Raw genomic sequence first — 13860 nt, 5'->3', positions numbered from 1 at the left:
TCTGGCCACCTTTTGGGGGAATGTGGAGCGGAATGATCAACATATATCGGCTGGTAATAAAGAGTTAACCATCCTTGCAAACTGCGGGTTAACCAAAATTTCGGATACTGTCCGAAATATCGTGCCGAACACTTACAGCACCCGAAGGACAAACTAGATGTCAAATCGTGCAAAATCCCCACTTCGCGCCGCGCTTGCCGTCGCCCTCCTAACCGCGCTTGCGGCCTGTTCTTCCACCCCTGATAAGCTGACCAATTCTTCTTTGTCGTCTGCTGCTCCAGGGTCTGCTCAAGATTTTGTGGTCAATGTTGGTGACCGCGTGTTCTTTGATACGGACAGTTCCGATGTCAATGTGACGTCTCAGGCGACATTGGATAAACAGGCTGTCTGGTTGCAGCAATATGCCAACTATCGTGTTGCTATTGAAGGCCATGCGGATGAGCGCGGTACGCGCGAGTATAACATCGCGCTTGGTGCGCGTCGCGCCAATGCGGTCCGCAATTATTTGGTTTCCAAAGGCATTAGCGCCAATCGCATGTCTACCCGATCCTTTGGTAAGGAACGTCCGGTTGCTGTCTGCAATGACATTTCTTGCTGGTCACAGAACCGTCGTGCTGTGACAGCGCTGACCAATTAAACGCAAGCGTTTGGTTCAGAACCAAGATCTGAAAAATGAAAGGGATCGGCATTGCCGGTCCCTTTTTGACTGGATGATACGCTGTTGCTTGCGTTCTTTCACAATTTTGCCGTGAATTGCGTGCAAAAGGCTTTCAGAGAACACAGAATCCGTTAAGCTGGTTCGGGTCGGGACGCCTAGGTTGCCGACTTCCTTATTGTCGACCAAATGAGGATTTTTATGATCAAACTTCTGACCACAACGTTTGCGCTATTCTGGTGCGTAATCAGCGTGGCCCATGCCTCCAGTCCCGCCTCGCTTTCCGAAATGGCTGCGCGGGTGGATACACTGGAATATCAAGCCCAGAAACGGGGATTGCCCCTTCCACCTATGCCTATCCCCGCAGCTGAAGAACGGCTCCAAGTCGCTCAATCTGCTTCGGACCTGGCTGTTCGGGTGGACCGTTTAGAGGCGCAGATGCGTCAGTATAACGGGCAAGTGGAAGAGTTGAATTTTCATATTCGTCAGCTCCAAGAACAGCTACGGCGTTTTCAAGAAGATTCAGAATTCCGCTTTCAGGATTTAGAAAAAGGCAAAACGCGTCGCAAAAGCTCGAGCAATACGGATGTGAACAAACCTGCTACGCAGCAATTCGAGCAGCTTGGCACGCCTCCTCAGACGTTGGGCAGTCTCAATCAAAATCAGTTACCCGCCGATCAAGGATTGGCTGGTAACGATCCTACGCTTATCCAGCCCGAGTCTGGCCCTATCGATCTGTCCTCTATGCTGGGAGGATCTGTTTCCGGTCCGGCTCAACCGGATAATTTGGGACAAAGTTCCTCTTTGACGGGGGATCCTGCAACAGATTATGATGTTGCTTATAGTCAGGTTTTACAGGGCAACTACAAGGCCGCAGAAAGTGCTTTTCGCCAATTTGTAGCCGCTTATGCTCAGGACCGCCTAGCGCCGAATGCTCACTATTGGATCGGTGAGAGCCGCTTCCAACAGGGGGATTATGCGGGAGCGATCGAAGTGTTCCTTGATGCGTATTCTCAGTTTCCCAATGCACAAAAAGCTCCAGACATGTTGCTGAAAACCGGCATGGCTCTGCGCAAAATTAACGAGCGGGATGCCGCTTGCGCGACTTATGAAGAATTGTTGGAAAAATTTCCAAATGCGTCTTCTGGTGTGCGCGAAAAAGTACGGTCTGAGATCAAAAGTGCCCAATGTTGATACGACCGCTGACTCTGTGAAAGAGGCTGAACGGCCTCTTGATATGCACGAACTGAGCACGGCTTTTAAAGTTTTACGCCCTCTCAACCGATTGATTCTGGCTGTGTCAGGTGGTGCCGATTCATTGGCCTTGATGATCCTTTGTCATGAATGGTTGATCGAAAATTCTCTTTCCCTTTCTTTATATGTTGCCAGCGTTGACCATGGATTGCGCCCTGAAGCAAAGGATGAATGTGCCCTTGTTGCAGAACTGGCTGCGCAGCGTGGCTTGCCTCATGCAACGCTGACCTGGCGAAACAACGTATCTGCTTCCAATATTCAGGCGCGGGCGCGGGATGCACGCTATCAGTTGCTTTCTGACTATGCCAAATCATTGGGTTGTCGTTCCATCGCCGTTGCACACCATCGTGACGATCAGGCGGAAACTTTCATCATGCGGTTGTTGCGGGGCAGTGGGGTGACCGGCCTTGGCGCGATGCGTGTTAAGCAACCGGTTGGTGACCTGACCCTTGTTCGCCCCTTGCTTGATATTCCCAAGTCTCGATTGCTTGCCAGTTTGCGGGCTCGTGATTTGCAATGGATTGAGGATCCCAGCAATCATAGTGATGCTTATATGCGGGTTCGAATGCGCAAATTGCTGCCTCAGTTGGCGCAGGAAGGGGGCGATGCGTCGCGATTGGCTGCGACAGCGCGTCGTTTACAACGTGCTGACGCAGCGCTTGATGGGGTGGCATCCGTGTTTTTCCTGCGGCATATGCGCCCGGAGCCGGGCTGTGCCTTGTCTATGGATCCCGCAGATTTTATGTCTTTGGAAGAAGAGTTTCGTTTGCGTCTGCTGCGCATGATGCTTGTGCATGTGGCGGGACCTGCCTATCCGCCTCGCGAAGAGAAGCTGATAGCCATCGATGCTGCATTGCTGGCTATGCGAGAGACTAAGATATTTGATAAACGCACTATGGGAGGCTGCTGCTTTGACTGGTCTGATGGCCGTGTCTGGATTTATCGCGAGCTGGGCCGCAATCCCCGAACCATCCTGATGCAAAACAATGATCCAACTGATTGGCACGGGCTGTATACAATTCATCGGCCCGAGGTTGATCAACAATTAGAGGTGAAATTGCGCGACCTTGGTGCCGATGGCAGAGCTCTGTTAACCGAAGCTGGCTTAAGGTTCCCTGCAAAAGCAACTATGTGTGGTTCGATTCCGTCTGGGTTGATAGAGGCCTTGCCCTCGATTTGGTGGGAAAACCGACCACAATATGTGATTGATTGGCCAGAAGTGGCTTCTTATGCGGGAGTCAGGGTTGAAATTGAGAAAAAAAACACAAGATCAGTACCTAATCGGGGGCCGATGTAAACCATGGGCCTAAAATTGGGAAGAAAGAGAAAGACTTGCCTTGGCAAGACTTCATTGACAACCTAAATTCAATTCAAACAACCATCGGCGCCGTGTCAGGGCAAAACCTTGCGGCCGCCCGAATTAACTGGATCGCGATGTGCCCAAGTGAACCTGCTTGTGTAATTTGATTGTGACCCAGAAAGAGTTAGAGGTAAGGGAAAATATATGAACGCGAATTTTCGCAGTCTGGCTTTGTGGGTGATCATCGGCCTTTTGCTGGTAGCACTCTTTCAGCTATTCCAGAGCCCGACGCAGCGCACCAGTTCTCAGGAGATTCCTTTCTCTCAGTTTGTTTCTGATGTCGAGCAAGGGCGTGTCAAAGAAGTTGTGATCACAGGTCAGCAAGTCACTGGCCAACTGTCTGATAACAGTGACTTCCAGACGTATCTGCCACAAAATGACACCACTCTCATTCCGTTGTTAAAAGACCACGGAGTTGCGGTGACAGCAAAACCTCTAACCGAGAGCTTCTCATTGCTCGGCGCACTGGTTTCGTGGTTCCCAATGATTCTTATTCTTGCAGTCTGGATTTTCTTCATGCGCCAGATGCAGGGCGGTGGAAAAGCCATGGGGTTTGGCAAATCAAAAGCCAAGCTTTTGACTGAAGCACAGGGGCGCGTTGTTTTTGATGATGTTGCCGGGGTGGACGAAGCCAAGGAAGATTTGGAAGAAATTGTTGAATTTTTGCGCGATCCGCAGAAGTTCCAGCGTCTTGGTGGTCGCATTCCGCGTGGTGTTTTGCTTGTGGGCCCTCCGGGCACGGGTAAAACTCTTCTTGGTAAAGCCATTGCGGGCGAAGCAAATGTGCCATTCTTTTCGATCTCCGGATCAGATTTCGTAGAAATGTTCGTTGGTGTCGGTGCATCCCGCGTGCGCGATATGTTCGAGCAGGCCAAGAAAAACGCCCCTTGTATCATCTTTATCGATGAGATTGATGCTGTCGGTCGTCACCGTGGCGCCGGTCTTGGTGGCGGTAATGATGAACGAGAGCAGACGCTGAACCAGTTGTTGGTCGAGATGGATGGATTTGAAGCCAACGAGGGCGTGATTTTGGTGGCTGCCACCAACCGTCCTGACGTGCTTGACCCTGCTTTGATGCGCCCGGGCCGTTTTGACCGTCAGATCGTTGTGCCAAATCCAGATATCACGGGTCGTGAGAAAATTCTCAAGGTGCATATTCGTAATGTGCCTTTGGCTCCGGATGTGGATCTCAAGACGCTTGCGCGCGGGACACCCGGTTTTTCCGGCGCTGATCTGATGAATCTTGTCAATGAAGCCGCTCTTCTGGCTGCGCGTCGTGATCGTCGTCTTGTATCTATGAGCGAATTTGAAGATGCCAAAGACAAGGTGATGATGGGTGCCGAACGCCGCACCCTTGTCATGACCGATGAAGAGAAAAAACTGACTGCTTATCATGAGGCGGGCCACGCGCTGGTGGCTCTTAAAATGCCTGCGTCTGATCCAATTCACAAAGCCACAATTATTCCGCGCGGTCGTGCGTTGGGTATGGTGATGCGGTTACCGGAAAAAGATCAGGTATCTCTGACGCGCGCCAAGTGCAACGCCGATTTGGCTGTTGCTATGGGTGGGCGTGTCGCTGAAGAAATGATCTTTGGCTATGACAAAGTGACATCTGGAGCATCGGGCGACATTCAGATGGCGACACGTCTGGCTCATGCCATGGCGACGCAATTTGGCATGTCCGACAAGCTCGGGCCCTTGCTTTATTCTGAAAATGAAGAAGAAGTGTTCTTGGGCCATTCGGTCGCTCGGCAGCAACATGTATCCGACGACACCCAGAAGCTGGTTGACAGTGAGGTCAAGCGCTTCGTTAATTCGGGGCTTGCAAAAGCGGAAGAAATTCTGACCGAATATAAGGACGAATTGATCATTATTGCTGAAGGACTGCTTGAATATGAAACGCTTTCAGGCAAAGAAATTCTTGATTTGATCAGCGGGAAACCTCCCGTTCGGGAAAATGATGATGAGCCTGCGGCGCCTAAAGGATCAGCAGTACCAACCGCTGGTGCTGTTAAAAAAGGCGGCGAAAATGACGATGGCTTGGAGCCGCAGCCACAAGGCTGAACTTACTAGCGTCGAGATTATAAAAAGCGCCCCGCGAGGGCGCTTTTTTTATGGTGCATGCTTCTTGTGTCAGGTCGCAATGCTTATGCGACAACTGGTTGTAATAACGGGAAATAATTTTTGAAGGTGCTAAGAGGCAAATGTTGAACATTTGGTGAGAAAATAGCGCTAGAGATAACAATAGAATTGATAGGTTTGGTATTGGCGCTGTTAAAGGGCCGTCCAGAGCCGGTGACACTAGAAGCGTCTGGGTGATTGCAGCGCCGGCACATTCTTTTGTGCGGGGTCATCGCCGGATTTCATTTTTGAAAGGTTGATTGAGACTGATGGCCAAATATTTCGGGACCGATGGAATTCGTGGACGTGCCAATAGTTTTCCGATGACACCGGAAATTGCCATGAAAGTGGGCATGGCCACTGGCAAGATTTTTCGTCGGGGTGATTTCCGCCATCGGGTGGTGATAGGTAAGGATACGCGCTTGTCCGGCTATATGTTGGAACCAGCGCTCACTGCTGGATTGACCGCTATGGGTATGGATGTGTTTTTGTTGGGTCCCGTGCCAACGCCGGGTGTGGCCATGCTGACCCGTTCCTTGCGCGCTGATCTGGGCGTGATGATTTCGGCATCTCACAATCCGTTTGAAGACAATGGTATCAAATTGTTCGGCCCGGATGGCTATAAATTGTCCGATGCGATCGAAGCTGAAATTGAAAGGCTGGTTGAGTCCGATATGTCCAGCCAATTGGTTACACCCAAACGGTTGGGGCGGACCAAGAGGATTGATAGCGTCTATGATCGCTATATTGAGTTTGCCAAACGCACGATGCCGCGAGCACTATCGCTTGAAGGGTTGCGGGTGGTGATCGACTGTGCCAATGGTGCTGCTTATCGCGTTGCGCCTGATGCGCTGTGGGAGCTTGGCGCCGAGGTGATTAAGATCGGTGTTGAGCCTGATGGCTACAATATCAATGAGAATTGTGGTTCCACGTCCGTCGGAGCGTTGGTTGCCAAGGTTAAGGAAGTTCGGGCCGATATTGGTATTGCGCTTGATGGCGACGCTGATCGGGTGATCATTGTTGATGAAAAAGGCAATATAGTTGATGGCGACCAGTTGTTGGCTGTTGTTGCGCAAAGCTGGAGCAAAAATAATCGTCTGACGGCACCTGGCATTGTTGCTACCGTAATGTCTAATCTTGGGCTTGAGCGTTTTCTCAACAGCATTGATTTGTCGCTTGTGCGTACCAAGGTTGGTGATCGGCATGTCGTCGAGCATATGCGCAAGCACAATTACAATGTTGGCGGTGAGCAGTCAGGGCATATTGTTCTCAGTGACTACTGCACCACCGGTGACGGTTTGATCGCGGCGTTGCAAATTCTTGCTGTGGTAAAGAAGTTGGACAAACCTGTCAGCGAAGTGTGTCGTTGTTTTGAGCCAGTGCCTCAATTGCTCAAAAATGTGCGTTATACTGGAGGCGCGCCGCTCAAGGCTGATACTGTCAAAAAGGCCATTGAAGCGGGTGAAAAGAAATTGGCCAATAGCGGTCGCTTGGTCATTCGTGCTTCAGGCACCGAACCGCTTATTCGTGTGATGGCTGAAGGGGACGATGGCGATCTTGTCGCTCAGGTCGTGGATGATATTTGTGATGAAGTGCGCAAGGTCAGTGCCTGATCCGTTTATCATTTATTGAATCAAAAAGGCCGCTCCATATGAGCGGCCTTTTTGATTCAAATTGCTATTATTGTGTGTTTCTCATTTATCCTAGCCAAGCGTTTCGGATATGGTGGGCTGAGGCTTGTTTTTTCTCTCGCTTATGGCAAGGCCAATCAGGATGATAATAAAGCCGACCCAGACAGTCGGCTCTAGGCGTTCCCCCAAAAAGGTGATGCCACCCAATGCGGTTACAACGGGAATGAGATAATTGCTCATAGCGACAAAGCCGGCTTTGGTTTGTGACAACATGACAAAGAGTATGAGTGTTGCCACAGCCGTCGGAATGAAGCCCAGATAAATTAAGATCAGCCAACTGGACAGTGGGGCACTGTCAAAGCCGGGGAATGGTTCGGCCACAAAGCATGCCAGAAGCAACAAAATAGCCGCAACAATCACCACGGCCGTTGCTTTGTCGATGTTATCGGCCTCTGGCATGCGACGGGTTGATACGCTGTTGAGGGCATAACAAAAGCTGGCAAGAAAAATGGCAACCTGCCCGATCATTTCTGTCTGATCGAAAGAGCCCAGTGCGGATGCATCAGGTTTGATGATCAGTACCACTCCAATGAATCCGATTAGAAAACCGACGGTTTTGTTGCGCGTCAACTTCTCGTCGGGTAGCAACAGGTGTGCAAGCCCCAATACTGAAAGAGGAATTGTGCCCATCAATATGCCTGCGATTGCAGCGCTGGTGAATTGACTGCCCCAAGCAATAAGCAAGAAGGGGATCGCGGAGCTTAGCAATGCGAGCCAGAGTATCCATGGTGCGTGTCTTCGAGTGAGGCTCCAGGGCCTGCGCACAAAAATGATACGATAAAGAAACAATAGAGCTGCACCGGTGCACAAGCGCCCTGCTGTTACCCAAAGCGGGGGCAGCTCGTTGACGGCTACTCGCGTTAAAATGATGGCGGATCCCCAAGAGAAAACAAGGAAGGCCAGCATGAGCCAATGGCGCAATGAAGGGTTTGGCATATTTGTCCCTTGAAATTCAAAGAAGGAGCGTGTGCAGGAAGCAATCTTTGTGCTTGAGGCAGAACATAGGGGAGCAACCGCTTATATGCAATCAGAGAAATGGGGCGTTTGGTAATGTTTTGTTAAGAATAAAATTTGCAATTTGCATGAATTTATATATGCGATGTTACCAAATGCATTTTTTCTGATGTAATCATGCTTAATATTCGTAGTTAATCCAGTATTAAGGATATTCTGTGATGGTTCTCGTTAAGTTTATTTCTAAATTTGTGTTCCGACACTTCTATCGAGAGGGAAATGAGATGAGCAGCCTCAAAAGAAATGTATTTTTGAGTGTGTTCGTGGCCGCCATGTCAGCGACTGCTGCTTTTGCAGCAGATCTGCCTGCTCCGCCGGTCATCGAGTACGAACCTGAGACACCGATTGAAATTGGCTCCGGCTGGTATTTGCGTGGTGACGTCGGTTTTGCCGCCTATTCGGGCGGTGATGCGACTTGGTTGGATAACACCGGCACACCTAAGCATTTCAGAAGTCAGAAATATGATTTAGGTGGCGTGATTGGTGTAGGTGCCGGTTATTATTTCAGCGAGAACTGGCGTGCTGATATAACATTGGATCATCGTATTAACCTCAATTATGGTGTCGATGGCCATTGTGGCGGTACTTGTTTTAGCTATGAGCAAGGTACGTTTGACGTAACGACCCTTATGCTTAACGGCTACTATGACTTCGCTGCATGGAAATATGTGACACCATATATTGGTGCAGGTGTTGGTGCTTCTTATCTTCACACTCGGGATCATGAAACCAGCAGTTCAGGCACATTTGTGTTTAAGGACAAAGGCAAGGCAAGCTTTGCCTGGAATGTTATGGCCGGTGGTGTCGTGGATCTGGAAGATGGCTGGAAGTTGGATGCCAACTATCGCTTTGTGTCTTTGGGCAAGGCTGAGACAGGTCGTCCAACAACTGACTCATCACAGAGTGCGATTAAATTCGAAAATCTTTACGCACATGATTTCCGCGTGGGTCTTCGCTACGATCTGAACTAAGTTTTGGTTTGGTTCTTGGGTTTTTATTTTGTGATGAGAATCCTCTCGAAAAAGGCGACCGTCTAATGACGGTCGCCTTTTTCTGTTTCCCTTAATTGAAGCCATTGGTGAGCCGTCTTAATCTGTGGTCGTATTTATCGTCACATCTGGTAGAAACCGTTTGACGCTCTGGATTAATTGGGCTACCCCCATTAGTGGGACACCTCTCCCCAACGAGAGGCAACTATCTGTGAGGGTAGCTTTATGAGCAACACTACGACACCGGCCCTTCGGCCGAACAATTCTCTATTCTCTTCTGGTCCATGTTCCAAGCGTCCAGGTTGGTCTCTAGACAACCTGTCAGACGCGCCATTGGGCCGTTCCCACCGTGCGAAAATCGGTAAAGCCAAATTGAAGGCTGCTATTGATCAGACCCGCGAGATTCTGGGTGTGCCTGATGACTATCGGATTGGCATTGTGCCCGCATCGGACACGGGCGCTGTTGAAATGGCGCTTTGGTCAATCCTGGGTGCCCGTGGCACTGACATTCTTGTCTGGGAAAGCTTTGGTGCAGGTTGGGCAACCGACGTTGTCAAACAGCTCAAGCTGGACGATGTTCGGGTTATGGAAGCCGAATATGGCGATCTGCCCGATCTAGGTGCCGTTGATTTTTCCCGCGATGTTGTCTTTACATGGAACGGAACGACGTCCGGTGTTTGTGTGCCAAATGGCGATTGGATCGCAGCGGACCGAGAAGGTCTGACCATTTGCGACGCTACGTCTGCTGCTTTTGCGCAGGATCTGGACTGGGACAAACTCGACGTTGTGACCTATAGCTGGCAGAAAGTGCTTGGCGGGGAAGCTGCGCACGGCATGTTGATCTTGTCTCCTCGGGCTGTTGAGCGCTTGGAAAGCTACACACCGGCTTGGCCGCTGCCAAAAATCTTCCGCCTGACCAAGGGTGGCAAGTTGATCGAGGGTGTGTTTGTTGGTGAAACCATCAATACGCCATCGATGCTGTGTGTCGAAGATTATCTTGATGCTCTTGCTTGGGCCAAGGAAATCGGCGGTCTTGACGCTTTGATGAACCGTGCCAACAGCAACCTTGCTGTTTTGGAAACGTGGGCAGATAAAACCTCATGGGTTGATTTTCTTGCCAAAGACAAAGCCAATCGCTCCAATACTTCGGTGTGCATGACGATTGTTGATGAAGCAGTTGTCGCGCTTGATGCCGATCTTCAAGCCAAGTTTGCTAAAGGGTTGGTTTCGCGTCTGGAAAAAGAAGGCGTTGCCTTTGATATTGGCGCGTACCGCGATGCTCCATCTGGCCTGCGTATCTGGGCCGGTGCTACCATCGAGGCGTCTGATCTGGAAGCGTTGACTGCTTGGCTCGACTGGGCGTTTGAAGCTGAAAAGGCGGCTCTGTAAATCAGAGCCTCCACCTTAATTCCCAAAATTACCTTTTATCGTGGCTGCCAGCGCTGCATCGTGTGAGCGCGCGCCGCAAAAGACGAGGATAGTCTCATGGCTAAAGTTCTGATATCTGACAAACTCTCTGAGACCGCTGTTCAGGTTTTTAAAGACAAGGGCGTTGAAGTCGATTACATGCCAGATCTTGGCAAGGACAAAGACAAGTTGCTCGAAATTATTGGACAGTATGATGGTCTGGCCATTCGTTCTGCGACCAAAGCGACCGAGAAAGTCATAGCCGCCGCTGATAATCTTAAAGTCATCGGCCGCGCAGGTATTGGCGTGGATAATGTTGATATCGAGCAGGCCACCCAGCGCGGCATTATTGTGATGAACACGCCGTTCGGTAACTCCATCACTACGGCAGAGCATGCCATTGCGATGATGTTTGCTGTTGCTCGCCAGATCCCTGCCGCTGATGCGTCCACGCAGGCAGGAAAATGGGAAAAATCCAAATTTATGGGTGTTGAGATCACCAGTAAGGTTTTGGGCATAATTGGCTGTGGTAACATTGGTGGCATTGTTGCCAGTCGCGCCGTTGGGCTGAAAATGAAAGTGATCGCATTCGATCCGTTCCTGTCGGTAGAGCGCGCTGTTGAGTTGGGTGTTGAAAAAGTTGAATTGGCAGACCTGTTCAAACGTGCCGATTTCATCTCTCTGCACACACCTCTAACAGATAAAACCCGCAATATTATTTCTGCTCAAGCTATCTCCACCATGAAAGACGGTGTGCGTATCATCAACTGTGCGCGCGGTGGTCTGGTGGATGAATCTGCTCTGGCGGATGCTATCAAAAGCGGTAAGGTCGCCGGTGCTGCGTTTGACGTTTTCACCCAAGAACCTGCAAAGGAAAATGTGCTGTTCGGTCTGCCCAATGTCGTTTGCACGCCGCATCTTGGCGCTTCGACGTCTGAAGCCCAGGAAAATGTCGCTATCCAAGTGGCAGAGCAGATGGCTGACTATTTGGTCAATGGTGCGGTTTCCAATGCGCTCAACATGCCTTCTATCACCGCAGAAGAAGCACCTCGTTTGACACCGTTTGTTAAATTGGCTGATCAACTTGGATCTTTTGCCGGTCAATTGACAGAAACAAGCCTCAAGGGCATTCGTATCGAATATGAAGGCGATGTTGCCGAACTGAATACCCGTGCGTTAACCGCCGTGGTTCTATCTGGTGTTCTCAAGCCTTTGCTCCAGAGTGTGAATATGGTGTCTGCACCTGCTGTTGCTAAAGAGCGTGGTATTCAAATTGAAGAAACCCGCCGCGAGCAGCAAGGCGCCTATGAAAACTATATCCGTGTTACGCTGGTGACCGAGCGTCAAGAGCGGTCTGTGGCTGGAACTGTGTTTGGCGATGCCAAACCGCGGATCATCCAGATCAAAGGCATCAATATGGAAGCCGAGCTGGGTGCCAACATGCTGTATATCACCAATCAGGATAAACCGGGCTTCATTGGTCGGCTTGGTAGTCTGCTTGGTAAACATGAGCTGAATATTGCGACCTTCAATCTGGGTCGTAAAGAAGCTGGTCAAGATGCAATTGCCCTGATCGAAATCGATGGTGTCATCAGCGATGCGGTGATCTCCGAGATCGAAGCCTTGGAAGGTGTTGTTCAAGCCAAAGCGATGCTCTTTACGGTATAAGAATCGCCTAACATCTGTGAATTGATATGCCCATTCCGGCTTGTTCGGGGTGGGCTTTTTTGACGTTTGGGGGCAATCGTCAGGGTACTATGCATGTTCGGTCTGGTGATATTGCCGATTCCGCTGTATTGAGTTGCGCGAAAGCTTGGTTTCGGTCTCGCTTCACCTTATAGAATTGTCTATAGTCCGAGCGCTTGGCTGGGTCTTCTTTTAAAGAGGAATGGCATGAGCGCGAGTCGTATGTTGCCTTTTTAGGGCACATTTATTGAAGGGATCAGGCATAGGCGAAATGTCATGACACATGGCAATTTGAACATGGACCTGGATAGGGTGCTCAATCTGTACTCGGAATGATCCCTTTTTCAAAAAACAGATCAAAGGAGCTGGCATCGATGGCAAATGTGGTGGTCGTCGGATCGCAATGGGGCGACGAGGGAAAAGGCAAGATCGTTGATTGGTTGTCTGAGCGCGCCGATATTGTGGTCCGTTTCCAAGGTGGTCACAATGCGGGCCATACGCTCGTAATTGATGGTGTTAGCTACAAACTCAGCCTTTTGCCGTCTGGTGTGGTTCGTGAAGGCACACTTGGTGTAATTGGCAATGGTGTTGTTGTTGACCCTCATGCGTTGGTCGCCGAAATTGGGCGCCTTGCAGATCAGGGCGTGACGGTGTCGCGCGATAATTTGCGCATTGCAGAAAATGCGACCCTCATTCTATCGCTGCATCGCGAATTGGATGCTATGCGCGAGAATGCTGCAGCTGTTGGTACCAAAATTGGCACCACCAAGCGCGGCATAGGTCCTGCTTATGAAGACAAAGTCGGTCGTCGTGCCATCCGTTTGATGGATCTCGCCAACACGCAGACATTGCCAGCCAAAATTGATCGCGCACTTGCCCATCATAACCCGCTTCGTCGTGGTTTGGGTGCCGAAGAAATTGATCCTAAAGCGATCTATGACGAGTTGATGGCTGTCGCGGGTCAAATTTTGCCCTTCATGGATCAGAGCTGGCGCCTTCTGGATGCGGCAAGCAAAGCCGGTAAACGCATTCTATTTGAAGGGGCACAGGGTGCTTTGCTTGATGTTGACCATGGCACATATCCTTTCGTGACATCATCCAATACCACAGCCGGGCAGGCCGCTGCCGGTTCAGGGATTGGCCCAAGCCGGCTCGGTTATGTGCTGGGTATCACCAAAGCCTATACCACCCGCGTGGGGGAAGGGCCATTTCCGACGGAGCTGGATGACGAAGTTGGTCAGTTTTTGGGCGAAAAGGGTCATGAATTTGGCACGGTGACGGGGCGTAAGCGCCGTTGTGGATGGTTTGATGCTGTGTTGGTGCGCCAGACTGTCTGTACATCGGGCATTACAGGTATAGCCTTGACCAAGCTAGACGTTTTGGATGGATTGAAAGAAATCAAGATCTGTGTTGGTTATATGCTGGATGGAGAACGGATCGATTATCTGCCTGCATCACAAGGGGCGCAGGCCCGTGTTGAGCCGATTTATGAAACGCTCGAAGGCTGGACCGGCACGACAGCTGGTGCCCGAACGTGGAAGGACTTGCCCGCTGAAGCTGTAAAATATGTCCGCCACGTCGAAGAGTTGATAGGTGCGCCGGTTGCGTTGCTCTCGACCAGCCCAGAGCGGGATGATACGATTCTTGTTCAGGACCCATATCAAGACTAAGATAGGGTATCGG

Annotated in this window: 10 protein-coding genes; 9 read left to right on the top strand and 1 reads right to left on the bottom strand. The window is 50.4% G+C overall.

The features are described from left to right. Positions 1-157 precede the first annotated feature (157 nt). The 5 genes from pal to glmM all read left to right on the top strand — a co-directional run bounded on the left by pal (position 158) and on the right by glmM (position 7003). Positions 158-637, top strand: a complete 480-nt coding sequence (pal, locus tag C0081_RS20575) for a peptidoglycan-associated lipoprotein Pal (RefSeq protein WP_101535621.1) — start codon at positions 158-160, stop codon at positions 635-637. Positions 638-856: 219 nt separating this feature from the next. Continuing rightward, complete coding sequence (gene ybgF, locus C0081_RS20570; protein WP_180966988.1) at positions 857-1849, top strand: tol-pal system protein YbgF; 993 nt, start codon at positions 857-859, stop codon at positions 1847-1849. Continuing rightward, entirely contained in the window at positions 1836-3206 is a 1371-nt protein-coding gene (gene tilS / locus C0081_RS20565; RefSeq protein ID WP_180966987.1) for a tRNA lysidine(34) synthetase TilS, read from the top strand. The genes ybgF and tilS overlap by 14 nt, the downstream gene beginning before the upstream one ends. A gap of 207 nt (positions 3207-3413) precedes the next feature. Further along, positions 3414-5333, top strand: a complete 1920-nt coding sequence (gene ftsH / locus C0081_RS20560; RefSeq protein WP_101535618.1) for an ATP-dependent zinc metalloprotease FtsH — start codon at positions 3414-3416, stop codon at positions 5331-5333. Between the two features lie 326 nt (positions 5334-5659). Beyond that, complete coding sequence (gene glmM, locus C0081_RS20555) at positions 5660-7003, top strand: phosphoglucosamine mutase (protein WP_180966986.1); 1344 nt, start codon at positions 5660-5662, stop codon at positions 7001-7003. 90 nt (positions 7004-7093) lie between these two features. Here the strand turns inward: glmM and C0081_RS20550 are convergent, their stop codons facing one another. Further along, on the bottom strand, positions 7094-8017 hold the full coding sequence (locus C0081_RS20550) for a DMT family transporter (protein ID WP_101535617.1): 924 nt from the start codon (positions 8015-8017) through the stop codon (positions 7094-7096). 302 nt (positions 8018-8319) lie between these two features. Here C0081_RS20550 and C0081_RS20545 point away from each other — a divergent pair, with 302 nt between their 5' ends. The 4 genes from C0081_RS20545 (at position 8320) to C0081_RS20530 (ending at position 13847) form a co-directional block, all read left to right on the top strand. After that, positions 8320-9066: an outer membrane protein gene (locus C0081_RS20545; protein WP_180966985.1), complete on the top strand. Its 747-nt coding sequence runs from the start codon at positions 8320-8322 to the stop codon at positions 9064-9066. A gap of 243 nt (positions 9067-9309) precedes the next feature. After that, on the top strand, positions 9310-10473 hold the full coding sequence (locus C0081_RS20540; protein WP_101535615.1) for a phosphoserine transaminase: 1164 nt from the start codon (positions 9310-9312) through the stop codon (positions 10471-10473). A 96-nt stretch (positions 10474-10569) separates the two neighbouring features. Next, on the top strand, positions 10570-12159 hold the full coding sequence (gene serA, locus C0081_RS20535; protein WP_101535614.1) for a phosphoglycerate dehydrogenase: 1590 nt from the start codon (positions 10570-10572) through the stop codon (positions 12157-12159). 392 nt (positions 12160-12551) lie between these two features. Then, the gene (locus tag C0081_RS20530) at positions 12552-13847 is read left to right on the top strand and encodes an adenylosuccinate synthase (RefSeq protein ID WP_101535613.1); all 1296 of its coding nucleotides are present in this window, start codon (positions 12552-12554) and stop codon (positions 13845-13847) included. Positions 13848-13860 lie beyond the last annotated feature (13 nt).

The sequence above is a fragment of the Cohaesibacter celericrescens genome (assembly GCF_002866925.1).
GTDB lineage: Bacteria > Pseudomonadota > Alphaproteobacteria > Rhizobiales > Cohaesibacteraceae > Cohaesibacter > Cohaesibacter celericrescens.
Note: the sequence above shows the minus strand (reverse complement) of the source record. Positions and strands in the feature narration are given on the sequence as shown.